Here is a 26,413-nt window from a genome sequence, read left to right as displayed (position 1 = left end):
TCCATTTGGCCAACTACTTAACAATACCGATTTGAGTTATTAAGCGTGCATCATCGCCAGCAGTGCCTGGATAAACTCTTTCTTATCGGTCGGACAATCATTAACAGACTGAGTTGTCGATAGCCAGTTGTTAATTCTGTGCTCAAAATCATTACGGCAAACATGGCTGGTCAATTTCATGTGCAGATTCTCAGTCAGTGCATAAAGCCGTAGTTGTTCTTTTTGCAGCTGATGACTGCGGCAGTCCGGTTTCCCGGGATTGCCTGCACAGTTCAGGGTGATGAATTGCCTGGCTTTATTCAGAGTAAGCAGGCAGCGTAACAGCAAGCCATAAATACGCTCATTGCTGTTTTGAGGGGCATTAAAAAGAATGGTTCGTGGTATTTTAAATACCTCCCCTTTTTGTAGCCTTACGGTGAGCGGATCAAGGCTCTCAGCGAGGTATTCCAGCGTATCGTTCAGTAATCGGGTTTCTTCAGTAAACGACAAACATTGTACAGGTCTCTGAACACCGTGGACGTGAACGGCCAATTGTGGGGCATTTTCATGGACGACTCTGGCATCAACACTGACCTGAAGCCCCATGGCTTTTATCCCGAAATCACCGTCTTTAAGATGAATATTGAAGCCATTTGGCAGTCTGATCTCCTGACACCCCGGGACTTCCCAGATGACAATACTTTTGGGAATGTCTGTACCCTTGTCTGTGATCAGTGCCCGCAGCTTTTCACAGAGTATTCTGGCCGACTTTTCTGTCGCGCAGATAATGTCAATGTCATTAAATACTGAACACATATTCTGCAAACAACGTGCGAAAGAACCGGTAATCAGAATGGGGAAGTCGGTACAGGAAATATTGATTTCCTGAATAATATCCAGTGCTTTAAGTGTGAGTGCGGTTAACTGCGGAACCTGCTTGTCCAAAAAAACCGGTCCATTTGGCCATAGCTGCCGGGTGTGCGCTACACCGGCGTTTGTTGCCTGAGTGGCTACGTATCCTTGTGCGCTGTTACTCCCCGGAGTAAAAATATTTTCCTTTTGAAGCAGTAGATTACCCATTACATCGGCTTCGGATTTGCATTGCTCAAACCAGCAGCCTAAAGCATGTTGCAGTTTGCTGACTTCAGTAAAACTCTGTAGGCACTCCAGAACCTGATCCTTTTCGATTTGATGTCCATTAACCCCATGGCTGGTGAGATAGCAGTAGGCCAGGAAGAAGAAATGCAGCCGTGCTTTCTGAAATGAGTGTCTCAGGGTGTTGATGGATTGCAATACCTGCTCTGCCGACACGCTCTGTTGATCAATGGACAGTTCATGCTGCATAGCCATGAATTTCAATATACATTGCAGTCGGTGTTGCTCATCCCCTTTGACTGATGCGTTGTTCAGGATTTGCCAGGCCTCTTGCAGCAAATCCTGAGCGTCGTTGTTTTCATCCCACCACTGAGAGTGTTTCAGCCTTTCAATCAGGTATCTGGTTTGCCTTGCCGATTGATCCCCGGGGACTTGATTAAACGCTTCCAATACGTCCTTGTTACCCAGATAACGGCCATTCAGTTTTTTCGCATTCAATGCCAGCTGAGCATAAAAAATAGCGATTTCCAGCAATCTGCCAATGCGTTCAAAATCGTTGACTACCGCGTCCGCCGTCACCAGCTGGCCATTCAACAGCAAACCCCTCAGACAACATTCCGCTTTGAAGCGCGCCACCCCCAACTGGCCTTCAGGACTATCCGGGAAGCTCTTAACCACCGCATCCGGTGTGACTGGCTGGCCTTTCAACGCCAGGCCCCTCAGGCAACATTTTTCCTTAAAGTGCGCTATCCCCAGTTTGCCTTCCGGACTGTCCGGAAAATCCTCAACCACCCTGTCCGTTGTAACCTGCTGGCCATTCAACAGCAGGCCTTTCAGGCAACACAGTTCCTTGAAGTGCGCTATCGCCAGTTTGCCTTCCGGACTGTTCGGGAAATGCCTGACCACCTCATCTGATGTGAGCTGCGGGCCTCGCAGAGTAATGCCTCTCAGGTAACATTTCTCCTTAAATCGTGCGATCCCCAGTGTACCTTCCATACTCTCCGGGAACGCCTTTACCACCGTATCCGGTTGGATTGGCTGGCCATTCAATAGCAAGCCCCTCAGACAGCATTTTTCCTTAAAGTGCGCCAGTTGCAGCGTTGCTCTGACTGCCTTATAGCCCTTAACCACTGTATCCGGTGTCAATGGCTGGCCATTCAACGCCAGGCCCCTGAGACAACATTTTTCCTTAAAGCACGCTATCCCCAGTCTGCCTGCGGTACTATCCGGGAAACCCTTCACCACAGCATCCGGTGTGACCGGCTGGCCATTCAACAGCAGGCCCATCAGGCAACACTGCTCCTGAAAGCGCGCTACCCCCAGTTTGCCTTCCGGACTATCCGGGAAACCCCTGACCACCGCATCCGGAGTGGCCTGCTGGTCCTTCAGTGACATGCCCCTGAGGCAACATTCCTCCTTAAAGCGACCCAGCTCCAGTGTTGCCCTGGCTGCCTGAAGATCCTCAATCACCGCATCCGGTGAGACCGGCTGGCCATTCAACGCCATGCCCTTCAGACAACATTCCGCTTTGAAGCGCGCTTTCCCCAGTTTGCCCTCCGGACTATCGGGATACGCCTCAACCACCGTATCCGCTGTGACCTGCTGACCCTTCAATGCCAGGCCCTTCAGGCAACACAGTTCCTTGAAGTGTGCCAGCTCCAGTGTTGCCCTGGCGGCCTGAAAATCCTTAACCACTGCATCCGGTGTGACCGGCTGGCCATTCAATGCCAGGTTCCTGAGACAACATAGTTCCTTAAAGCGTGCCAGCTCCAGAGTGGCTCTGGCTGCCTGAAAATCCCTGGCCACCTCATCGGGTGTGACCTGCCGACCGGCTAATGCCAGGCCCATCACGCAACATTGTTCCTTGAAACGTGCCAGCCCCAGTGGTGCCCTGGCGGCCTGAAAATCCTTAACCACCGCATCCTGTTTCACTGGCTGGCCATTCAACATCAAGCCTGTCAGGCAACATTGTTCCTTAAAGCGTGCTATTCCCAGTTTGCCATCGAGAGTAGTCGGGAAGGCCTTAACCACCGCCTCTGGCGTGACCGGCCGCCCATTTAACAACAAGCCTGTCAGGCAGCATTGTTCCTTAAAGCGAGCCAGCTCCAGTGTTGCCCTGGCGGCCAGATAATCCTTAACCACGGTGTCTGGTATGACTGGCTGGCCATTCAATGGCAGACCCTTCAGGCAACATCGTTCTTTAAAGAGCGCCAGCTCCGTTGTTGCTCTGGCTGCCTGATAGTCATTCACCACTTCATCCGATGTTACCCACTGGCCATTTAACCTCAGGCCCTTCAGGCAGCATTGTTCCTTAAACCGGGTCAGCTCCAGTTGTGCATTGGCAACCTGATAACCCTTAACCACCGCATCCGGTGTGACCGGCTGGCCATTCAGCATTATGCCTTTCAGGAAACATTGCTCCCTGAAACGGGACAGCTCCAGTGTGGCGCTGGCCATCTGATAATGCTTAACCACCACCTCCGGTGTGACGTGCTGGCCATGTATCGGCAGGCCTGTCTGCCAACAGAGTTCGGTAAAGCACGCCAACTCAAGTGTTGCGTTAGCTGCCTGATAATCCTTAAGTACCGCCTCCGGTGTGATCAGACGACCATTCAATGTTATGCCTTTCAGGCAGCAATGTTCCTTAAAGCGCGCCAGCCCCAGGGTTGCTCCGGCGGCCTGAAAATCCTTAACCACCGTTTCCGGTGCAACCAGCTGACCATTCAATGTCATGCCTTTCAGGCAGCATTGTTCCTTAAAGTGCGCCAGATCAAGGAGGACGCCGACTGCCTGAAAATCCTTAACCACCGCCTCCGGCGTAACCGGCTGGCCACGCAACGGCAGGCAATTCAGGCAACATTCCGCTTTGAAGCGTGCTATTGACAGTTTGCTTTCCGGGGTACCCCTGAACCCCTTAATCACATCATCCGGTGTAACCGGCTGGCCATTCAACATTATGCCCTTCACGCAACACAGTTCCTTAAAGTATGCCAACTCCTGTGTTGCGTTGATTGCCTGATAATCCCTGGCCAGCGCCTCCGGTGTGACGTGATGGCCATTCAACAACAGGCCCTTCAGGCAACACATTTCCTTAAAGCGCACCAGTTCCAGTGTTGCATTGGTCACCTGATAATCGTGAACCACCGCCTCCGGTGTGACCCGCTGGCCATTTACTGTCAGGTCTTTCAGGCAACATTGTTCTTTAAAACGCGCCAGCTCCAGGGGGGCTTTGAGTGCCTGAAAATTCTTGACCACCGCATCCGTTGAGACCTTATGACCATTTAGCGTCAGGCCCTTCAGGCAGCATTCCGCCTTGAAGCGTGCTATTGGTAATTTGTGCTTATTATATTGGCCTGGTTGCCGGTTGAATTCCTGAATGACCTGCTCCGGGGTAACTTTTCTATTGCCCTGTAAAATGTTCTGTAAGCAGAGCTTTTGCAGGAAGAAGCCACGTCTCAGAGAAGTCCTGTCATTTCCATAGGCTCTGAGCACTTGAGCCGGGGTGATTTTTCGTCCTTGTAATGGTTTATTATTCCAGAAGTCGTCTTCAAGTTGCTTGCCATGATCCGTGGTGGAGGCTTTATCTCTATGGGACTGCAGTTTTGATACTCTCTGACCATTAAATGTACTTGTGGAGCGGTTTGGAATTCCACTTGATCCGGCTTGGTGACTAACCCGGCCAGCAGGCCTTCGATGGGGGTGGCTTGATGGGGATGCTTTCAGAATAAAACCCTGCAACTATAAATACCGCAGTTTGACCTCAAAATGATTATTAGGTTCCTCTTCTGGCTTTCAATGATATCAACCTTTCATCGCTGGAATGAGGAGAGAAAAGGTCGATGTTGCCAGTTAGGTTTAACGCTGGTTTGGAGTAATACCCAGACCTTTCAGGACTATCCGGGTTAATGTCTCTGTTGCCTGGTCATAGTCAGACTGCTCAAGCGTATCTTTTCCAATGGCCCGGGCTATCTGGTAAGAGAAGTCTGCATAATGCTGTGTGGATGACCAGAGCAGAAAGATAAGATGCACAGGATCGACCGCATCCATTTTTCCCTGGTCAGACCATGCCTTGAACACCTGTGCCCGTCCCCGAAACCACATCTGATAGTCCTCGCCAAAATACTCTGTCAGGTGCGGACCGCCATTGATGATTTCCTGGGCAAAGAGTCTGGAGGCCAGGGGATTCTTCCGGGAGAACATGATTTTGGTATGGATGTAGGCGGCCAGCGCCTCTTCCGGGTCATCCTCAGGACTGAGGCTGTTAAAGCTCTGATCCCATAGCTTGAGGATATGCGACAGAACGGCAGCATAGAGCGAGAGCTTATTGCTGAAGTAGTAGTGAACGTTGGCTTTGGGCAGGTTTGCCCGTTCCGCGATGCGCTGCATGGTAGTGCCTTTGAAGCCATGGGTCACAAACTCCTGTTCGGCAGCGGCCAGAATGCTTTTTTTATTATTTTCCCGGATTTTCCCGGGACGGTATTTTTTCGCAACTGCGTCCATATGCTCATTCAATCCTGTTCGTGGTGGTAACCTCAGGTGATTGAGAGAAGTATTATTCCTGATACCGGCATGGCCCTCAAGGAGTTAGACGTCCTGTCGGACTTAAGACTGTCCTACGCGGCAACTGCTCCGAGCTCCTGCATCCATGCAGTCGTGCGGTTGCGAAATTGGTCTAAAATCCCTGCTTCTTCATTAAATAGCCCCGCTATTCTCCTCAGAATCTGAAATTTTTAGGCTCAATTTCTCGCAATCCTCGCTACAGATGCTTAAGTCTGACAAGCTCCCGGGAATTATTATTGAAAGGAAAACTATCTCTGGACTTTGGCGATGCGGGTTGGTCAGGGACTGGTGCGTTAAATATAGGCTCTACAGAGGACATATCGTCTAAATCAGTGATAATGCCAAGCAGGGAGGGAATAGATTCAAAGTTCCATGGTGTGTCAGCATCTGAAGTGCGAAGGGATGTGGTTTCTAGCCTGGGGAATGGTAATCCGGAGGTATTTAAAGCTGACCTTCTGTATTGTAATTCGTTGGTATTTGGGGCTGACCCGGTGCTCTCCTGCACAGGAGTGCTCATCGATATAGTTGAGAGTTGTCCTCCGGGTACGGGCCACTGTGAACCTGAATTGAAAGTCCCCGGACCACACATTGATAGTTGTTGAGGTGTGACTGTTGCCACTGCTCGTGCTGACTCTGTACCTGCTGAGGTCAATGGTGGCTGAACGATGTCAGGCTCAGATGTCGGGTTTTCGTCTTGCAATAATTGTTGGCATAGGACAGAAAATGCAATACCGGTTTCATTACTAATGCCAGTAGGGCTATTCACCTTAGCTGGGTTGGTGCTGGTCCCGACAGGAACAACGGCCTCAGGATTTAACGGTGCCAGTTGAGAAGGCCCGGGTTGGATTTTTGCTGTCTGTGCATTTGCAGCCAACATCTCATGTAATAGATCAATGGTAATATCTTTCTGCCTGAGGAGTGTTTCCATTCCCGTTTGGTAGTCCAGTAGTTGATCAGGCGTCATCTGGAGAATATTGAGCTGCTGATTAACAGTATGATTGATTGCAGGAACATTTGTTTTCAGGTTATTCATTTCTTTCTTTAATTCATCGACTTCACGACATTTCGCGTCTGCCAGAGCTTTTGTGCAAATGAGTTCTCTCTGTACTTGTTCTAAACGTTGGTCTTCATCCAGCAGTAATGCCTGTTGCTGGATAAAAAGGATGTCCTGGTCTTTCAATTGGCTGTTTTTATCTTGAGTTCTTTCCAATTCATTTTGTGTATGGCTAGACTCTTGACGTATTATTTTAATGAGTTCTGTTTGCTTGGTCAGTGCATCTTGGGCAAGACTCAGGTCTTGCCCAACAGCTTCTTTTTCCAATATTGACTGTTTAAGATCTGATCTGATCTCAGTCAACCAGGTATTAAGTTTTTTATTTTCTGTACTTAAACAATCTTCATGTCTTTTCAGGGAAGTGACTTCTGTTTGCAGTTGTAAAATACTTGCTTTACTCTCTTTCAGGCTATCTATCAGATTATTTTTCTCTATTAGCTGTTCACGTTCATTTGATTCTTTATTGGTAAGCTCAGATTTAATATTTTCTAATTCAGACAAAAGAGAACTTTGTTTGTCTTTTAATGTTTTTAAATCACTCTCATATGCTTTAATACGTCTTTCATATTCCTTTTTCAGGCTACTTACTTCCGATTGTGACTGTAAAGCACTTACCTCAGTCAATTTCAATTTATCTTCTAGATTCTTTTTTTTTATTAGTTGTTCACGTTCCTCTGTTTCTTTTCTGGCTAGTTCGTGTTTAATATTTTCTAATTCGGATAACAGAGAGTCTTGCTTGTCTTTCATTTTTTTCAAATCACTCTCATACACTTTGATGCTTTCCTTAGAACTTAATAGCTCTTTTTTAAGGTGATTGATTTCGGATTCAAACTTGATTTTTTCATCCTGGTTGCTGGATTCTCTGAGTAATTGACAAAGAAGTTCTCTCTCTTTTTCTAAAGTTTTAATATTGCTTTCCAGAACATTAACTTTACCTACTAATTGTTCTGAGTTTGTTCTGTGTTCTGTAATCTGGTCTTTTATAGATGTCAGCCCTTTATCTTTCTCTTTAATATCTTTTTCTTTTTCTTTGATCTTTTTTGAGAGTTCTGTGATTTTATTCCTTAAACTTTTGTACAAAATATCATTGTTTCTTTTTAATTTTGAATTTGCTTCATTGAGATACTGTTTCAGGTTTTTTAATTCATCCTGGTTTGTTTTTTTCTGCTTTTTAAGGTTGTTGATTTCTTCTTCCAGATGATTTATTTTTTTGGTGTAATTTTGTTTTAGTTCTTCTATTTTTTTTGTTCTTGTTTTTATTTCATTTTGATGGTGAATTTTTAACTCCTTTATCTTTGTACTGCTTTCAAGTAATGTATCATTGGAAGCTATACTTTCTTCTCTTGCTGATTGGATCTCCTTTTCCAGTTTTTTAATCTGTTTTTCCCTGTCAGAAAGGGTATCTCTAAATGATTTTGCTTCTTTAATTGACTTTTGGCTTGTGATTTTTTCTTTCATTAATTTTTGTTGCAGATAGGCAGCCTCTTCCTGTGTTTCTCTTGTTATCAAGCACATGGATTCTACCATGTTTTTCATTGATCTTAATGGGGTGGGCGGCTCTTTATCTCCTGATTTATTTTTTTTTGTTTCTTTTTTTTGCGGGTATATTTCACTTATGTTTTTCTTGCATTGTTCTTCAATGCTTTTATGTTCTTCTTCAAGTTTGCCTAGTTTGTCTTTTAGAAATCCTATGGTATCTGTCAGTGATTTTACTTCACCCTCTAACGATATTGCTGACTCTTTTGATAGTTTTAGCTCTTCTGTCAGGTGTTGATTTTCTTTAGTTAATGTGAGTTTTTCTTTAATTTCCTCTTCTTTTTTTAACAGTAATTGATTGGCTTCTTGCAGTTTTTCTTCTGTTGATTGTATTTGTTTTTTATATTCAGAGATTTCTTTCTTGTGATTTTGTAGTTGATCAGTTAATTTTTTGTTTTCATCTTTTATGTCTGTATTATCTGAAGAAAGTAACTCTATTTTTTCTTCCAGATATTTTTTTTCGTTTATAAGATTTGATATATTTTTTTCAGAGTTAGTAAGTCTTGATTCAAGTTCAAGATTTATATTTTTTACTGTGGATAATTCATTTTCTGAAGAAAAACAATTTTTTAAAGCATCATAATTTATATCTTCTCCAATTTCAGGATTTTCACTGCTGGGTATAGAGCTAACACCTGGTTTAAATGAAAGTAGAAAAGGAAAAATACTATGGTACTTATGCTCTTTTTTCCATAATTCATCATTTCTAAATTCTTCTTTACTGGTGTTTCTGGGGTCTACCACGATAAAGTAGTAGTGCTTTAAATTCATTACCGCCGCTAGCAGGAACTCATATTTCTCAATATCCTTTGTCATCAGATCGTATTTTTCAGCATGAATAAATGGATAGATCAATGTAGCAAACGTTTGTTCAGAATTAAGCTTATTAGCTGATGAACTTATGTTAAATTCAGTCGTTGCGATTGTCCTTCTTATAGGCGCTCCAGTTTCAGGATGAAGATCATCTACTTCATCCATACCGGGCATTTCTGGCATTATCTGAATAAAGTCTTTTAATGCCTGGTGGAAAATATCATGAACCTCGGGTGTACAGTTTTCCTGTTGGGATGGTCTATAACCATTGTAGGATGTTGCAATCAGTTTAGTGATTGCTCGCCATTGATATTTACCAAAAAGCTGCAGACCCTTGCTGTCAATGTCTTCAGGTTTGAGAAATTGGTCACAGTGTCTAATACTGATTTTTTTCTTGTCTGATTCGGTTGGCTTTGGGTCTTTCAACGATGAAGTCAGTTTCTCTCTGAGCAATGCTGCTGATCCTTTCCATCCTTTCCGGCTTATGAATTGTGTTAAAAATATGTCCAGACATTCCCATGCAGTTATTGGTTTTTTACCGGTTTTGTATTCAGTTTCATAAGAGAAGTAATTTACACCTTCCTTGATGCCTCGTAAAACCATATTCTTTGCCTGATCCCAAAAATAATTAACCGTTGTGATTTTGCAATAACGATCACCCCAGACAATTTTGACTAACTTCTTGTCATTTTCTCTGGTTATATCTTTGCAGGGCATCCATGCTGCCAGGATATTTTCTTCAATTATGGGGGTATCATCACCATGGTATTGGTTACAGAATGCATCCAGAATACTTTTAAAAGCACCCCAGAAATCCCCAAAAATTTTCTTACCCTTGCCTTGTTTTGGATCTTCGGTCAGATCTGTAAAAATCTGGTCATGGAGAATGTTTGCCTGCATTGTTATGGGCGGAGTAATTTTACGTGTTTTCAATACCTTTGCACGGGGGGAGAGTTGATCTGAGTCCTGAGAGGTGTTGTGACGTTTTCTTGGGTTGGTCGAATTATTGCACTCTAGTGCATAACCCATTGTGGATTTTTTTTTCCCCTGTCGACCCCCAGGCTTTTTTTTCTGAGAGGCTTGTGGAGTGAAAAAATCCTGCTTTGCTGCGGATATATCCATAAGTCCCTGCTTTTCTCTGAATGGCTGCGTACATCGCTGAGTGTAAATAAGCAATGTAGTGAATTGAACTTAACCTGCTTAGAACTTTCCTATATTAAATGGTTGCTGCTTTTGGTGTGAGTGATGATGGCATTTATAAAAGAGCAGACCGAACGACATTAGTTTATGCCATATCTTAGAACTCCAAAATGTCAGAAAGTTCCCTGTGCCTGGTTTGGCCTGAAGGCCGCTGGGCGCTCACGACCACCACTCTTAATGTCAGCCTGGAGTGCTATTCAGGAAACGCTTCACCTGCTTGATATACCGGGAATGCGGGAATCCATTCGGGACGGATTGGCCAGTGATATTTCAGATTGCAGTGAGGAGCCCGGCTGGTGAGTTGGTCACTACCAACGACTTAATAAAGGGGATATACACCCTCACTCTCCAACTCGTAACTTGCGCTCTGATTACTTTTCACAATACTGACCTCAAATTGATCTTCTTCAAATCGAACCAGCATGTATTTCTGGAACACCGTTGCGCCTCCCAGAAACACAGGGAGATGCTCACCTGGTCCGTAGAAATCCCACAGGGTGTGAAAATCAACCTGGCCTACAAAAGAGTGCAGGTGACCGGCAAAAATGGCAGAAATTTTATATCGCCGCAAGATATCTCTTATCTCATTGGTAAAACCGGATATGTGGTAGTTCAGGATAATATGTTTGCCTTCACTGCTGGCCTGTTCCAGGTCATTGGCCAGCCACTCTCTGGCGGATTGGATATCAAAATAATCCCTTCGGGTCCGGGCAAAGTTCCAGCCATCCCATTGTGCCGTATAGGTTGGGTAATTATTGAGTTGAACGAAATGGATGTCACCAATATCCCAGGAATAAGCAAAGCTTTTACTGAATTTTTTTTTCAGTGATGGAAACTCGAAATAAGTCCCCGTGCTGTGATAGTCAAAACTGCGGACATTCAACGTACGCACATGATCTCGTAAATACAGCATCATTCTGGAAGCACAGTTATTCAAAAAGCAGCCATCAACATTGTTGGAAATATCATGATTTCCCAGGCCCGGATAGACGTTCATTTTTAATTCGTTGTGGTATAGCCGGTAGTAGGCATCGAACTGCCAGTCATAACCAAACGCGGTCAGGTCGCCATTGATGACGACGCCGGCCAGTTGTTCTTTACCCAGGTCATCCATTAATGCATTCAGGCTTTGCACATAATTCATATTTTCCTGCCAGGCTTTGTCCTGGTCATCACAATTTTCCTTTGATGATTGACATGACCATGGGTACTGAGGGTCTGACATAAATGCCATATAAAAATCGTGATGGTTGAACGGAATCAACCGCGCATAGGAAAAATTGTCTTCCAGCGCATCTGCCACATTGCCGGTAGCGTTGAAATAGGTTCTGCACATGCCACTGCCATCCGGTTCATCACAGACTTCCAGAGCCTGATCGGAGGCCAGTTGGATCGGTGTGGCCGAATCATCGGCTTCACACAGAGGCAATAGTTGTTCAGAGTAGTGTTGGAGTTCATGCAGGTTGGTGCAGTCTTGTTCTGAAGCCAGGCATTGATTCATGAACACTATGCCCAGAACGAGAGAGATCAGGCTCTTGAATGCATTCCGGATGGTAAGGTGGGGCATAATGGGCCTCATATTATTGCGAAGTGACTGTTATGATGTCCAAATCAATTTTAATTAACTAACACTATGAAAAGGTTAAAAATATATCGACAGATGATGGTTGGATTTGAACAAACATTGAGGAGAGAAAGGTGAGGTGGATGATATCCATTATGTTTTTTGATGGTCATCTGCCCGTCAAACAGTCCTTCATGAACGCGGTGGCCAAAATTATTCCATTGAATCGTCTTATCAGCCAGTACGAGAAAGTCTGGATTTATCAGGCTTTTTATAACTGAACTGCTGCCAACCGGGAGAGTTTGGGAACAAAATTCTAGTCCTGTTGTCCATAAAACTGATCAGTCAGTCAACATATCAGCTTTTAATCTGGTCAATCACAAGAATTTCGTTTTCATTCTACGTTCAGGAGTTTACATGGCGAATTCCATCCAGCCACAAACATCTATCCAGCGCACTGCCGTCGGCGGTGCTGATCAATTATCGTTCGGCACTACACCTGCAGTAGCCGGGACGTTTGATTCCCGGCACACCACCACCTCATCTGAGCGCCTTCAACTGAAGATGCTTGGGTATTCTGAGAAGGATATTATTACTGGAGAGATGGCGCTATATGAACGGGCAATTAAACCAACTCCGGCTGATATTATCCAGGAGCTTGCCGGCAAACGCGTTGATACAACCTCCGCATTTCACAACATCAAAGAGGCGATGGACAAGACTCTCGGCTTCCGTAATCAATCTCAAATAGTCCAAGAGGTCGTCAGGTTTGCCGAGTCACTGAAAAAAAGTCTGGACAAAAAAATTGACGAACACCTTACCTCTGCGTGGCCGGAGCAGCAAAAAGTGGCCGAGATTGTCAGCAATTGGCCAGAGTTCCTCAAGGAGTCAGCAACCTACATCCGTTATGGCTGGCCAGTTCTGGCTATTGGTTATAATCAACAGTTTTTATGTGACTTCGGGTCTGCCAAAGAAGTCTGCACTCACTACCGTGAATCATACCCGGGTGCCCATCCGCGGATATTTCCTGGTCATACAAATCTTCATTATCATAGTTTTGATCCAAACAACTATAAGAATTATTCTTCAGATGACTATCAACACTATTTTGGTGAGTTTGCCCAACAAGTTCAGGAGTTGGTTAATAACCCTCCGCCAGATTTTCCCAAAATCGAGGAATGTTCATTCCTGGAGTATCCGGTCTTTTTCCGTCTGGTCAAGGATATCTGGCTTGACGCATTATCGACTGATAATACCGGAACCATGGAAAGGGTCAGTCATTTGATGGTGTCGTATACGAAGGTCTTACACAAAATGTCTGAATATCGTTCCAAACCCAAACACCACGACTCTCTGGACGACCAGTTAAGTAGCGCCCATTCTCATAAATTGGGATATGAGGATTTGTTAATTTTAGCCTTTCAGCTGGCTACGGCCCCTGATAAATGGGAGGAAAACTATAAAGATATTTTCCAGCAGTTGATCAGCCTTGAACTTTCAAGTGAGAAAAGCGAGCTAATGAGAGGTTATGACCAATGGACGGAGGGTCGCGTTCAGCAAATGCAGGTCAGTCATTGGGTAGAGTCAATGTTTATTCCTAAGACCATCAAAACCTTGCACTTTCTGCAAGATATTATCAACTATATTGATCAGCCATGTGAGAATTTAAGGGGTGGCCCTCGTTCGGTTGTGGATAGTTTCCAATGGAATGACAAAGACTACTTCGATGCAGATACCAGGCAGCTACTGAAACCCATCATTGCAAAAGACCTGGGGAATTTAGGTCCCCTGGAGGAAACTCAAAAGGTGCTTGATGCTTTTTTCAGCAACAAGGTACCCAAGTTAGCATAATTAAGTAGCTGGCCATATGGAATCATATATTTCTGGCTACTTATCCCGTTGCGTTCAGAAAGAACTGCACAAAAAAGGATCGAATTTACTGTAATGGTACCCCAATATTTTTAATGGGTTTTGGAATTGGATAACCACGAAGTTCAAAAAGAGCACAAAGAAATCTTTTCTTTGTGCTCTTTTTGAACGGTTCCGTCTTCGTTTGTTTAACTATTTCGATAGATAATTATTGGCTTTGAACAAACCCGGAAAGCATTTGCTATTATGAATTGGGTCTTAATTAGCATGGATCTTATTTATGATTAGCTACAGAAAAAATAGCTACGAAAATAAATAGCGTTTTTAACAGGGTTAAATGGATATTGCATCATAATCCGGCACTGCCGAATAATCACATAAGGATTGAATAGAGATAAGACTTATGACGAAAGGAAAGTTAGCAGGAGTAATCCTGTCAGGTTTTATTGCCTCGGCCTGCTCTCAGGAAACACGTTTTAATCTTGACCAGAGCGATACGTCCGAAAATCCCATGTATCACAAGCAAAGTGTTGAAGAAATTCTGAACACCTCAGACGATGAAGAACTGGTTCGGATTTCCGGTGAAATTGTTAAGAAAATCAAAGGGAAAATATACCTGTTTCGTGGTGAAACCGGTGAGATTAAAGTACTTATTGATGATTCAGCCCTGCCCGATCAGGAGGTTAAGCTGAACTCTCCCACCATTATTAAAGGTGAGGTGGATAATCCACCCGACAGAGCCCCCAGGGTTGAGGTGGATGATATTCATTATGTCTTTTGATAGCTATCTGCCGCTCATACAGTCCCTCAGGAACGCGGCGGCCAGAAATTATTCCATTGAATCGTTTTATCAGCCAGTACGAGAAAGTCTGGATTAATCAGGCTTTCTTTCAGGTTATAACTGAACCGCTGGCCATCCGGATTAAGAAACAATCCGCCTGCCCCTTCAACAACTGCCTGAACAGCTCCGGTATCCCATTCCGATGTAGGGCCAAGTCTGGGATAGATATCAGCCTGACCCTCAGCAATCAGGCAGCTTTTTAATGCACTGCCAACTTTCCTGGATATCAGGCCCGGATACACCGCTTTCAGTGCGTTAAGGTAGTGACTGGCCTGTTCTGTGCCATAACTGCGGCTGCCAAGAACGATGACTTCCTTCTGGGGAGCGAACTTTCTGGGGCGGATTTCATAAGCAACACCATCGTTAACCTGTTTCCACGCGCCCAGACTTTTACCTCCCCAGTAAGTGGTATCCGTCGCGGGAATATGCACGATGCCAAGGAGCGGGTAGTTATTCTCAATCAGGGCAATATTGACTGAGAATTCACCATTGCGGTTAATAAACTCTTTGGTTCCATCCAGAGGGTCAATCAGCCAGTAACGCTGCCAGTTTCTTCTTTCCTGCCAGGAGGGATGATCCGACTCTTCAGAAAGCAGAGGGTATGTTACCGGCAAACCTTCCAGGCCATTAACGATGACTGCATTGGCCGCCAGATCAGCCTTGGTGACAGGCGTGGTATCCGCCTTGGTTTGTACCCCGAGATCATCCTGCTGATAGACGGCAAGAATACCTTTTCCTGCCTCTCGGGCAATGTGTACTAACTCAGGAATTAAAGACTCAGGATTGCTCATATCTCGCACTCTGGCAAAGGTGGATCAGGCCGGTTAATGGTCAACCCAGTAACCCGGCTTGAAGTTGCTCGCGAACCATAAACAGGGCTGCGATCACTCTTGCTTCCGTAAAGTCCGGCCGGGCACACAGCGTCATTAACTGATCAAATGAAAACGTCTCGACTTCCAGGGGTTCTGGTTCATCGCCCTCCAGCGTCTCTTCATAAAGGTCCTGCGCCACCATAATATGAATACTGCGCTTCATGTAGTTGGGTGAAAGGGTGAAGTCGCCCAGGTGATGCCAGCGTTGAGCACCAAAACCGATCTCTTCCCTCAGCTCTCTGTTGCCCCCTTCTTGCAGGGTTTCGCCGGGTTCGGCAAGGCCTTTCGGGAGGGTGAGCTGGTAATCTTCCGTTCCGGCAGCGTACTCCCTGATCATCATGAAATGCTGGTGATCAACCAGTGGCACAACCATCACGCCCCGGTGTCCTGTCTCAAACTCACCCAGACGTTCATAAATACGCTCTTCACCGTTTGCAAACCGGATATCCAACTCTTCCACCCGGAACAGGCGGGTTCGGGCGATTTCCCGGCATGCGCGAATCTCTGGCTTATTTTTCTGTGGAATGTGTTCCGTCATGGTTTCCTGATGGTACTGGCTGGAAATACCCGGTCATTATAGTGGGCATAGGCTCCTGGTATCCATTGATGCCGGATCACTTTTGGCCTTGAAAGCACGGAATTTCATTCACATTATGGCACTGGTAAAATGGCCGGAAACGTTCAGATAGGACCTGATACCCCCTGAATTCCCCAACATTCTCTAGCTGAGACGCCCTCATGATTGACTGGACCAAGATCATCACAGTGCTGCTGGATATGGATGGCACGTTATTAGACCTCCATTTTGACAACTATGATAAGTTAATCAGTTCCCATGACTACGGCTATCCCAAGGAGGGTCAGAGTTTCTGGCGTGCACTGGAAGACGATATTGCCCTCGATAAGGCGCATGCACTGTTTATTGATGACAATATCGGCATTCTTGATTCAGCAAAGACCTATGGTATTGCCGAGCTGCTGGCCATCCGTTATCCCGACAGTCAAAAAGGGCCTTGGGACACTGGTACCTACAATGCGGTTGAGGATTTCCGGGAACTGTTTATTTCCTAGTACATGGTTTCAATGAGTTTGACGGGTTGTCGTGCCTCCGCACTCCGTTCGTCCTGAGCCTGTCGAAGGGCGGAAACTCCGGACTCTGATAGATCGTGCCAAGCACCCTTCGACTCCGCTCAGGGTGAACGGAGATTGTACACGTCAAACTCATTGAAACCATGTACCAGTAAGGGGGACCGAATGAGTAATAGTGAAAAGATCAGACTTGATAAATGGTTATGGGCAGCCCGCTTTTATAAGACCCGCAGTATCGCCAAGGAAGCCATAGACGGTGGCAAGGTGCACTTGAATGGTCAGCGGTGCAAGCCAGGCAAAGAGCCTCGGGTGGGTGATGTGATAAAACTTCGTGCTGGCTGGGATGAGCGCATTGTTATCGTTAAGCAGCTCAGTGATAAGCGGCAGAAGGCTGAACTGGCCCAGCAGCTCTATGAAGAAACACCTGAGAGCCTTCAGGCCCGGGAAGAGGCCGCCGAGAATCGAAAAGCCCTGCGAGGTGCCATGCCCAGACCCGATCACCGTCCGGATAAAAAGCAGCGTCGTGAGATCCTGAAGCATAAGGCGGATTACTGATTCCGGTGGGTTCCATCGGTATATTGTATGGCGACTTTGATCGCTTCCGTCAGGCTGACTTCGCTGGCCTGACCGGTACCGGCGATATCATAGGCGGTTCCGTGATCCACCGAGGTTCTCAGAAATGGCAGGCCACAGGTAATGGAAACCGTACGTTGAAAGTCCACCATCTTGGTGGCGATATGGCCCTGGTCATGATACATGGACAGCACCCCATCATAATCGCCGTTAAGCGCCTGATGGAACACGGAATCAGCGGGAATGGGGCCAGTGATATTCCACCCTTCCTTCCTGGCCCGCATCACCGCAGGCTCAATGGCGCAGACTTCTTCATCTCCAAACAGCCCGTTCTCGCCACAGTGGGGGTTCAAACCGGCCACAGCCAGTGATGGCGAAGGGACGCCCAGGGACTTGAGAATCTGGTAAGACTTGACAATGCCCTTGAAAACCCTGTCTTCAACAATGGCATCACAGGCCTGTCTGAGCGACAGATGGCGGGTAAGAAAGAAAACCCTGAGCCCGGCAACCTGGAAGAGCGTAATAGGGTCATGGGTGTGAGTCAGTGATGCCAGTATTTCCGTATGGCCGATATGAGGAATCTTTGCCGCTTTGAGCGACAACTTATTGATGGGTGGGGTAACGATGGCACTTTTTTTCTGCTGTTGAACATAGTGAACCGCCTGCTCAATAAACTTGTATGCTGCCACTCCGGTTTCTGCAGAGATTTTTCCGAACATAATGTGGTCGATATTCGTGATCGGGCAGTCAAGCAGGTTGATTTGTCCGGGCTGATGCAAGTCAGGAGTCGTTTGTTGAAGCAACCGGAAGCTGACCTTCTCCCTGCACAGGCTGGCGGCCTGTTCCAGCCATCGAACATCCCCCATCACCACTGGCCGACAGGTTCCGGCAAGCTCCGGGTCACATAGTGATTTGATAATGATTTCTGCGCCGATACCGGCAGGGTCACCCATGGGGATACAGATCAGGGGAGGCATTTCGGCTATCGGCCACACCGGGCCGCCTGCAAGGCTGGAGACTTCAATCAGCTTAGCAGCAATGCTGAGTGTCACAAATGTTCATGACCGATTCGTCGGCCACCGGGCATGATGAAACGATTAGGAACCTGTGCCATTGCCCTGCCCGGGTGGAGTGAGGCAGCCCTGGGCAGCACGGTTTCGGACAGAACTTGCGCCTGGTTGTAACGTGAGCACCTGGAATTGTGTAGGTGGATAGATGTCAACTACAGGCTTTTCAATGACATCAGTTTCACCAAAGCCATAATTATCCCACTCGCGGGCATGAGATTGATATGGCAAATGATCAGAATGACAACACTTCCGTTCTTTCAGGCACTTGTCCACCGTACTTTCGGCCTTGTTCAAGCAACGTACTGCGCAAGCGCCGGTAAATGCTGCACTGTATAAACAGGCCTTCGGGGCGGGAGTAACACATCCCAGAGTACAGCATCCTGTTACGCACATTGCCGTGCTGTATGCCATACAGACAACCTGCTGCAAATTGTCACGTTCTTTCTCACAGAAGTCACAGTGCTGAACATTGTTTCCCCACACGGCCTGTGGTCCGGGCTGGTAATTGATTACAGTATTCATGGTTCGTTAACTCCAGTTTTCCAGATCGTCGGACCGGGTTTATTGGTGATAGTTCCCGGGCAAGGCCGCTTTAATGTAACCTTCCTCACAGGCTCCTGGGAGAATCTCACTTATCTTTACTTCCTGGCCTGAGTACCGTAACCGATGAGAAAATCTTCCAGTATGTCCACAGCAACAAAGTCGGCTTTTGTCTTCTTATCTGAGTCGGCTGGCACATCGTTGTTATCATTCTCCTGGATGAGTGAATGATCGGGTGAAATGAGGATGCCCGGAGCCGCACGGTTGCGGACAGAGTTTGTGCCTGGTTGTACAGTGATCATCTGGAATGGTGTCGTCGAATGGCGGTCACCTGAAAGCTTTTTTCTGGCATCAGTTTCACTGGCCCCGGAACTATTGATCTCGCCAGAATCAGGCTGATACGGCAGATTATCAAAATGACAACATTTCCGTTCTGTCAGGCACCTGTCAATACTCCTTCCGATGTTGTTCCAACAACACAATGTGAAGCAGCCGATACATGACGCGCCAGTTAACGAAGAACACGCGACGGAGCAATTGCAAATTTGTCCCGAAAAAAAGCCTACAGTAAAGGTTGCTGCGCTGCATGGCACCCAGATTGCCTGCTGTAAATTGCTCCGTTGTTCCTTACAGGACTGACAGCGCTGATCACTGTTTCGGCTCATGGCCTGGGGACGGGGTTGATAATTGCTTAAAATATGCATGGTTCGATAACTCCGGTTTTTCTGGTTTGTCGGACCGGGGTTATGGCCGATGGTTCCCAGCAAAGGCCTCTTTTTTAACTGAATTTTTTTAGAAAATAACGGGTGTGATGCAGTAAGAAGACTGGAAACTCAATCGGCAATAAAGAAACATCGTCGCTAAATACTATCAATGAGTTGACTACAAACTCATCACAACTGAAATCAGGGATTTTCACGGCAAAAAAAGGGAGCCACAGGGCTCCCGGAAGATGATCTCTGGTCAGGACGGCAGAATGATATTGCCACCGGCTTCGCGGATTGCGGCCAGGTTCTCTTCATCAAACTTGCTGTCGGTGATAATGCAATCCAGCTCTTCCAGACGGGCAATGGTTTTCATGCTGGAGGCACCAAATTTACTGGAATCCGCCAGCAGAACGGTTTTATTGGCCCGTTCCATCATTTTGCGACGGATATAGTAATGATCGTTGGATGCCGTGGTCACGCCATTGTTCAGGCTCCAGCTGTTGGTGGCCAGGAAGGCGATATCCGCATTAATGCTGTCCAGGAATGACAGGGCCGCAACATCCGTGTGCGCCTTGGTGATGGCACTGACATTACCCCCGGTGGTGAACACCTTAACCGTTGACGAGTCTGACAGCTGCAGGGCAATTTTCAGGTCAGTGGTGATCACGGTAACCTTCATGCGCATCATCAGCTTGGCCAGCGCCATTGTACTGGTACCAGAGTCCAGCAGAACGATCTGCCCTTCACGAATCTGCTTCAGGGCTTCATGGGCGATGGATTTTTTCTCTTCGATATTCACCGCGTTTTTCTTTTCGTAAGGGATATCTTCCATCAGGAAGCTTTTGGACACAGCACCGCCATAGGTCACGCGCAGCTTGTCTTCTTGCTCCAGGGTGCGAATATCACGACGGATGGTCATTTGGGAGACATCGAAACGTTCGGCCATTTCTTCGATGTTGGCACAGCCTTTTTCTTCAACAAAAGCAAGAATATGTTCGCGACGTTCAACCGGAAGCATAGTTGTTCCTCATTAAATGGAGCATGATCAGTTTGCCCTGTTGATCAACTGGCACATCAGGTTCGCAGAACTCGACCAACGGTAATGATGCTTGCTGCCGATGAGTATTCAGAAAAGTAATGTCCCGTAAGAGGGGCTTACGGGGTTACCGTGCGGTAATGAACTGATGGCACTCGAATGCAGAAGACCGATCAATGGGCATTTGGCGCGGGATTATATCACCAGAATGATGAACTATTACTAACTTTTGCAAGTTATAAACCGGGAAGTTAATTCAGGACCATTCCTTACTCATGCTCAACCGCCACTGCTCTGGCGTGGCTTTCCCTGACTGACAGGATCAGCTGGTCCTTTTCAGTCCACAATTCATTCACCCAGTTCTGACACTGTTCTCGAAATACCTCATCATTACTGTAATCCCGACCAAGATAAGCGTCAGAAATTGTCTGTTTTTCAATACTGACGTTGATAGCATCGCCCCGGCCGCAGAGGAAGTCCCAGAACGATGGCACTCCGTCCTGGTAAACAATGGTGATATTAATCAAAGTGCGCAGCTGTTGATCCATGGCTCCAAGCACAAAACCGACGCCGCCGGCCCGTGGTTTCAGCAGATGTTGAAAAGACGACTTCTGTTGCTTGTGTTTGGCATCGGTAAAGCGGGTTCCTTCAATAAAGTTAAAAACCGATACCGGAACATCCCGGAACTTTTCACAGGCTTTTCGGGTGGCTTTAAGATCTTCACCGCGTTTCTCCGGATGCTTTTCCAGATAGGCCCGTGAATAGCGTTTCATAAACGGGAAGTCCAGCGCCCACCAGCATAGGCCGATAACCGGTACCCAGATCAGCTCCTGTTTCAGAAAGAACTTCAGCATGGGAATTCTGCGGTTCAGCAGGTGCTGGACAATAAAAATATCCGCCCAGGACTGGTGGTTACAGGTGACCAGATACCATTCATCTTTCTGCAGGCTGTCCAGTCCTGCAATTTGCCACTGCATCCTCCGGGTCAGTTTCATCCAGCCACTGTTGATGCTGATCCAGCACTCAGCAATAGCGATGCACAGGCGGGTACACAGTTTTTGCCACGGTTTGATCGGTATCAGAAAACGACTAACACTGAATGCCAGTAAAGGTATGCTCATAATCAGGGTGTTTATTGCGAGTACACTCGCGGATAGGCAACCCCTGAGAAAAGCCGGGATAGATGACAGCATAGTATCTACACACGTTAGTTATTATCATTGGGCAACTTCATGCTGATGAGAATGTAAGAGTTTTTTCAAGCCTTGCCAAGGGATACCTTCGCGCTTTTTATGGTTCTCACCCCGGTTGCCATTTTGTATGGACACAATTTCAGCAGCAATCGCAATGGCTATTTCAGCAGGCTTTCGGCCCCCAACATTTTCCAGTCCAACCGGACAGCGTAGATGCTCAATTTGGGCTGGCGAGAAACTGCCTTTGTGTTCCAGTCGCTGACGGAAACGCTTGGCCTTGGTTTCTGAGCCAATAACACCCAACCAACGACTTTGTTCGTGTTTCAGTGTTGCTTCGGCAATGGCGAAATCCAGCTGGTGGTTGTGGGTGACCACCAGAACAAAGGTATTATCAGGCAGGTTTTCTACCTCCAGCTCCGGCTGATCGCTGATGCAGACCCGAACATTTCCCGGCAGCTGTTCAGGAAACAGTGCTTCCCGGCTATCGATCCAGGTAATCTGGCAATCCAGAGGAGCCAGAACATTCACCAGCGCATGACCCACGTGACCGGCACCAAACAGGGCGATACGAAAACCACAGGTGGTGATCGGTTCCAGCAGCGCACTGACACTGCCGCCACAGCACTGCCCAAGCTTCGGGCCAAGGGGAAAGTGCTCCAGAAGCGGCTCTGAGTGGTGGTTAAGCAGAAGTTCCCGGGCTTTCTGGATCAGCAGAAATTCCAGCTGCCCGCCACCGATGGTGTCAAAGCACTGGTCAGCCGTGACCACCATTTTACTGCCAGATTTTCTGGGGGCAGAACCTGCCGACCCCAGAATGGTCACCAGTACACCGGACTCGCCGGTTTGCTGAAGCCTGGCCAGGGCATCAATCCACATATCCTCTCCCATCACACGGTTTATAGCGCGTTCTCTTTTATGGATGTGACGGCCGTCAATACCCTTTCCGGGGTGGCAGGCACATCAATTTGTGGATTAACCTGATAATCCGAAAGGCTGGATACGGCATCCCGTATGGCACACCACACCGACATACCCAGCATAAAGGGGGGCTCGCCTACCGCCTTGGAGTGATAGATGGTGTGTTTCGGGTTTGGCTGCTGGAACAGCTCAACATTGAATACCGGTGGCATATCTTCAATGGTGGGGATTTTATAGGTAGCCGGGTTATTACTGAGCAAACGTCCACTGTCGTCCCATACCAGCTCTTCGGTGGTCATCCAGCCCATGCCCTGGATAAAACCGCCTTCAATCTGACCCCGATCAATGGCCGGGTTCAGTGAATGGCCCACATCGTGAAGAATGTCCACCCGATCCACCTTGTATTCACCGGTCAGCGTATCCACGGTGACTTCTGACACGGAAGCACCACAGGCAAAGTAGTAAAACGGTCTGCCACTGGCGGTTTCCCGGTCGTAGTGAATTTCCGGCGTGCTGTAGAAACCACTGCTGGATAGGGAAACCCGGTGCAGATAGGCCGCCTGAATAAAGTCAGCAAACGGCATTTGACGTTCACCAAGACGCACTTCGTCACCCTGGAATGACACTTCCTGCCCTGAGACGCCATAGTGCTCAACCGCAAAATCAACCAGACGATCCCGGATTTTCTGGCAGGCATCCTGAGCGGCCTTGCCATTCAGGTCGGTACCACTGGATGCCGCAGTGGGTGACGTGTTGGGTACTTTGTCGGTGCGGGTAGACGTCACCTGCACCCGTTCCAGAGCAACACCGAACTCGTTGGCCACGATCTGGGCGACTTTGATATAAAGACCCTGACCCATTTCGGTACCGCCATGGTTGATCTGGATACTGCCATCGGTATAGACATGGACAAGCGCACCGGCCTGGTTCAGATGTTTTGCGGTAAAAGAGATACCAAATTTCACTGGTGTCAACGCCAACCCTTTTTTCAGTACCGGGCTTTGCTGGTTGAATGCGCGGATGGCTTCCCGTCGTTGCCAGTAGTCTGAGCTTTCTTCCAGCTGGCCGATCACCTCATGCAGTACGTTATGTTCCACACGCTGGTGGTAATGCGTGGTATTTCGGTCAGTGATGCCATAGAGGTTTCTCTTGCGAACCTCCAGGGGGTCCAGACCGGTTGAACGTGCAATGTCGTCCATAATCCGTTCAATAACCAGCATGCCCTGAGGTCCGCCAAAGCCTCGGAAAGCGGTATTGGATGCGGTATTGGTTCGGCAGCGATGGCCGATCACATGGGCGTTATTGAGATAATAGGCGTTATCAGAGTGGAACATGGCCCGGTCGACAATGGCGTCGGTCAGGTCCGGAGAGTGCCCGGCATCACCGGCCAGCTCGATATCAACACCGGCCAGCAGGCCCTGCTGATCAAAACCCACGGTATAGCGATGGCGAAAAGGGTGTCGTTTACCGGTAGAGAGCATATCCTGCTGTCGATCAATGCGAAACTTCACCGGTCTGCCGGTTTGTACCGCCAGAAGCGCAGCAATACAGGCCGGGGCGGCGGCCTGGGTCTCCTTGCCACCAAAACCGCCGCCCATACGGCGTACATCGGCCACCACTTTATTCAGTGGTATGCCAATGACTTCAGCGACCAGCTTTTGCACTTCCGAAGGGTGCTGGCTTGAGGTATAGACATGGAGCTGACCATCTTCCTGGGGAATCACGCTGGCAATCTGCCCCTCCAGATAGAAGTGCTCCTGTCCACCGTTCGACATCTGTCCTGATAGCCGGTGATCGGCATTATGGATGGCCTGTCCGGCGTCGCCTTTTTTCATGGTGTGGTCAGGCCGTACAAAGGAGTTTTGCGCCATGGCCTGATCAATACCCAGAATGGCCTCCAGCGGACGATATTCAATCACAGCTTTGCGGGCTGCGATTTTCGCCGCTTTATGGGAGGTGGCTGCCACGGCAAACACCGGTTGGCCGATATAATCCACCCGGCCATCGGCCAATAGCATATCGCCGGGAAAGACAGGGCCAATATCTTTGTGACCCGGAATATCGTCTGCGGTGATGACCGCAATAACACCGGGCGTATTCCAGACTTCCTCAACATTGATGCTGACGATATCTGCATGGGCTTCTGTGGAAAGACCAAACCCGGCATGCAGTTGGTTGGCCATTTCCGGGCGGTCATCAATATAGAGGGCTTTACCCGTCACATGCAGATGAGCACTGTCGTGTTTAGCCGAGCGGTTTCCGCTTATAGGACTTTGCTGCTGTTCACTGGCCAGATCCGGTAGTTTACGCATGACAGATAATCCTTACATTCTGGCCAGACAGTTCCATAAAATAACGCTCCAGCAAATTGCAGGCGGCTACAAGACGATACTCGCTGCTGGCCCGGACATCGGACATCGGGCTGAACTCCTGACACAGAGCGGCCTTGGCCTGACTGAGTGTTTCCTGGTTCAGTGGTGATCCCGTTAAAATCTGCTCACACAAGTCTGCACGCCTGGGGATGGCCGCCATGCCACCCAATGCCACTCTTGCTCTGGTTATGTGTCCATCGTCGTTGGTTTCCAGATTGATCGCGGCCAGGACGGTGGAGATATCATCACCATAGCGTTTGCTGAGCTTATAGACTTTCAACTGGTGAGGGGTTGTGGGAATACGGATTCGGGCAATGTACTCGCCGGATTTAAGCTCAGTCTTTTTGTAATCCAGGAAAAACCGGTTCAGGGGGATATTTCGAAGGGTATCTCCGTGACGAAGATCCAGAGAGGCATCCAGCGCCAGTAACACAGGGGGAGTGTCGCCTATGGGCGAGGCGTTGCCGATGTTACCGCCCAGAGTTCCCTGATTGCGTATTTGCTGGGAGCCCAGCCGGTCCAGCATCTGTGCAAACTCAGGAAAGTACTTCGACAGTATGGGTTTCAGGCTCCGATAAGTAACAGCCGAACCAATCACCAATTCATTCTCTTCCTCGTGTATGGTCTGCAGAGAAGGAATACGCTTTACCAATACCAGTTTGTTTATTTTCTTCAGCTGTTGGGTCACGTCGAGCCCAAGATCGGTACCACCGGCCAGAATCCTGGCGTCAGGGTTTTCCACCAGGTACCGGGCGAACTCATCCTCAGTGGCAGGAATAAATGCACCGTTACCGCTGACACTGCCCTGTTGTTCTATGGTTTGCAGTCTGGATAAGGTTTCTGCCCGGTGTCTGAAGAATTTGTCATCCGGTTGCCCATTGGCCAGGCTCTCAGCGGCATCAACCAGGGGGCGGTAGCCAGTGCACCGGCACAGGTTGCCGCCCAGGGCCTCAAGAACATCCGGTTGGTTTTCCGCAGGTTCATGGTGAAGCGCAAATAACGACATCACAATGCCCGGGGTACAGAAGCCACATTGTGATCCATGGTGGTCAACCAGTGCCTGCTGTACCGGGTGTAACTCACTCTTGTTATTTGGGTTATCTTGCGGGTGGGCCGAACCTTCCAGGTCTTCTACGGTCAGTAGCTGCTTACCATGCAGCGAAGGCAGCAGCGCAATACAGGCGTTCATGGTATTATATTTCAGCCGATCGCCCTCTGGCTCACCCACCACAACAGTGCATGCGCCACAGTCACCGGAGCAGCAGCCCTCTTTGGTGCCGGTACGCTGTTCAGTGGCAGGCTTTGCAGAGCTGGTTTCAGCGTTGCCTCGAAGATAATCAAGAACCGTGGTATCTGAAGCGGTGTCCTCAACTTCGACGAGCCGATCGTTAAGAAGAAAGCGAATCACGATGGCATGTCCTTTTCTTTTTATTTTGTCTTTCTATGCCATGACAGGCCTTTTGCAACAGACTCTGAAGCTCCCGTTGGGCGGGCTGTATGGCATTTCCAGCCTGTTAATTTGCATTAATTTG

General features: G+C 47.8%; 19 protein-coding genes. 5 read left to right on the top strand and 14 right to left on the bottom strand.

The window, feature by feature from the left end:
* Positions 1-39: 39 nt before the first annotated feature.
* The 4 genes from ACO6VE_RS10995 to ACO6VE_RS10980 form a co-directional block, all read right to left on the bottom strand.
* Positions 40-4,812: a hypothetical protein gene (locus tag ACO6VE_RS10995; RefSeq protein WP_422461281.1), complete on the bottom strand. Its 4,773-nt coding sequence runs from the start codon at positions 4,810-4,812 to the stop codon at positions 40-42.
* A gap of 117 nt (positions 4,813-4,929) precedes the next feature.
* On the bottom strand, positions 4,930-5,574 hold the full coding sequence (locus ACO6VE_RS10990) for a TetR/AcrR family transcriptional regulator (RefSeq protein ID WP_101748170.1): 645 nt from the start codon (positions 5,572-5,574) through the stop codon (positions 4,930-4,932).
* A gap of 256 nt (positions 5,575-5,830) precedes the next feature.
* A complete protein-coding gene (locus ACO6VE_RS10985; protein WP_422461279.1) occupies positions 5,831-10,159 on the bottom strand; it encodes a hypothetical protein in 4,329 nt (1,442 codons plus the stop codon).
* A 397-nt stretch (positions 10,160-10,556) separates the two neighbouring features.
* A complete protein-coding gene (locus tag ACO6VE_RS10980; protein WP_422443867.1) occupies positions 10,557-11,804 on the bottom strand; it encodes a metallophosphoesterase in 1,248 nt (415 codons plus the stop codon).
* A 140-nt stretch (positions 11,805-11,944) separates the two neighbouring features.
* Between ACO6VE_RS10980 and ACO6VE_RS10975 the strand changes: the two genes are divergently transcribed.
* From ACO6VE_RS10975 to ACO6VE_RS10965, 3 genes are all read left to right on the top strand, one after another.
* A complete protein-coding gene (locus ACO6VE_RS10975; RefSeq protein WP_422443865.1) occupies positions 11,945-12,082 on the top strand; it encodes a hypothetical protein in 138 nt (45 codons plus the stop codon).
* Positions 12,083-12,218: 136 nt separating this feature from the next.
* Positions 12,219-13,652 (top strand): hypothetical protein, encoded by a 1,434-nt coding sequence (locus ACO6VE_RS10970; protein ID WP_422443863.1) that lies wholly within the window; start codon positions 12,219-12,221, stop codon positions 13,650-13,652.
* Between the two features lie 421 nt (positions 13,653-14,073).
* On the top strand, positions 14,074-14,451 hold the full coding sequence (locus ACO6VE_RS10965; protein ID WP_269672392.1) for a NirD/YgiW/YdeI family stress tolerance protein: 378 nt from the start codon (positions 14,074-14,076) through the stop codon (positions 14,449-14,451).
* A 26-nt stretch (positions 14,452-14,477) separates the two neighbouring features.
* Here ACO6VE_RS10965 and cysQ read toward each other — a convergent pair whose 3' ends face one another.
* Positions 14,478-15,302 (bottom strand): 3'(2'),5'-bisphosphate nucleotidase CysQ, encoded by an 825-nt coding sequence (gene cysQ, locus ACO6VE_RS10960; RefSeq protein ID WP_422443861.1) that lies wholly within the window; start codon positions 15,300-15,302, stop codon positions 14,478-14,480.
* 40 nt (positions 15,303-15,342) lie between these two features.
* Positions 15,343-15,921, bottom strand: coding sequence for an ADP compounds hydrolase NudE (nudE, locus tag ACO6VE_RS10955; protein ID WP_422461277.1), 579 nt, complete (start codon positions 15,919-15,921; stop codon positions 15,343-15,345).
* A 200-nt stretch (positions 15,922-16,121) separates the two neighbouring features.
* Here nudE and ACO6VE_RS10950 point away from each other — a divergent pair, with 200 nt between their 5' ends.
* Together ACO6VE_RS10950 and hslR are read left to right on the top strand one after the other, a co-directional pair.
* Entirely contained in the window at positions 16,122-16,454 is a 333-nt protein-coding gene (locus ACO6VE_RS10950) for a hypothetical protein (RefSeq protein WP_422461275.1), read from the top strand.
* Between the two features lie 183 nt (positions 16,455-16,637).
* Positions 16,638-17,027, top strand: coding sequence for a ribosome-associated heat shock protein Hsp15 (gene hslR, locus ACO6VE_RS10945; protein WP_269672396.1), 390 nt, complete (start codon positions 16,638-16,640; stop codon positions 17,025-17,027).
* On the opposite strand, the gene pdxA is transcribed toward hslR, so the two are convergent.
* The 8 genes from pdxA to xdhA all read right to left on the bottom strand — a co-directional run bounded on the left by pdxA (position 17,021) and on the right by xdhA (position 26,289).
* Complete coding sequence (gene pdxA / locus ACO6VE_RS10940; RefSeq protein ID WP_422443852.1) at positions 17,021-18,097, bottom strand: 4-hydroxythreonine-4-phosphate dehydrogenase PdxA; 1,077 nt, start codon at positions 18,095-18,097, stop codon at positions 17,021-17,023. The two genes, hslR and pdxA, sit on opposite strands and share 7 nt — an antisense overlap.
* 45 nt (positions 18,098-18,142) lie before the next feature.
* Complete coding sequence (locus ACO6VE_RS10935; RefSeq protein ID WP_422443850.1) at positions 18,143-18,637, bottom strand: hypothetical protein; 495 nt, start codon at positions 18,635-18,637, stop codon at positions 18,143-18,145.
* Between the two features lie 116 nt (positions 18,638-18,753).
* Positions 18,754-18,957, bottom strand: a complete 204-nt coding sequence (locus ACO6VE_RS10930; protein ID WP_422443848.1) for a hypothetical protein — start codon at positions 18,955-18,957, stop codon at positions 18,754-18,756.
* 661 nt (positions 18,958-19,618) lie between these two features.
* On the bottom strand, positions 19,619-20,380 hold the full coding sequence (locus tag ACO6VE_RS10925) for a DeoR/GlpR family DNA-binding transcription regulator (RefSeq protein WP_101748183.1): 762 nt from the start codon (positions 20,378-20,380) through the stop codon (positions 19,619-19,621).
* Positions 20,381-20,667: 287 nt separating this feature from the next.
* Entirely contained in the window at positions 20,668-21,591 is a 924-nt protein-coding gene (locus ACO6VE_RS10920; protein WP_422461273.1) for an acyltransferase, read from the bottom strand.
* Between the two features lie 24 nt (positions 21,592-21,615).
* Positions 21,616-22,467 (bottom strand): xanthine dehydrogenase accessory protein XdhC, encoded by an 852-nt coding sequence (gene xdhC, locus ACO6VE_RS10915; RefSeq protein ID WP_422443844.1) that lies wholly within the window; start codon positions 22,465-22,467, stop codon positions 21,616-21,618.
* Between the two features lie 20 nt (positions 22,468-22,487).
* Entirely contained in the window at positions 22,488-24,821 is a 2,334-nt protein-coding gene (gene xdhB, locus ACO6VE_RS10910) for a xanthine dehydrogenase molybdopterin binding subunit (protein WP_422461271.1), read from the bottom strand.
* The gene (gene xdhA, locus ACO6VE_RS10905; protein WP_422461270.1) at positions 24,814-26,289 is read right to left on the bottom strand and encodes a xanthine dehydrogenase small subunit; all 1,476 of its coding nucleotides are present in this window, start codon (positions 26,287-26,289) and stop codon (positions 24,814-24,816) included. Before xdhA ends, xdhB begins: the two co-directional genes overlap by 8 nt.
* Positions 26,290-26,413 lie beyond the last annotated feature (124 nt).

Origin of the sequence: Endozoicomonas sp. ALB115 (genome assembly GCF_049310245.1) — a bacterium.
Classification (GTDB): Bacteria; Pseudomonadota; Gammaproteobacteria; order Pseudomonadales; family Endozoicomonadaceae; genus Endozoicomonas.
This window is presented reverse-complemented; position numbering and strand designations above follow the sequence as displayed.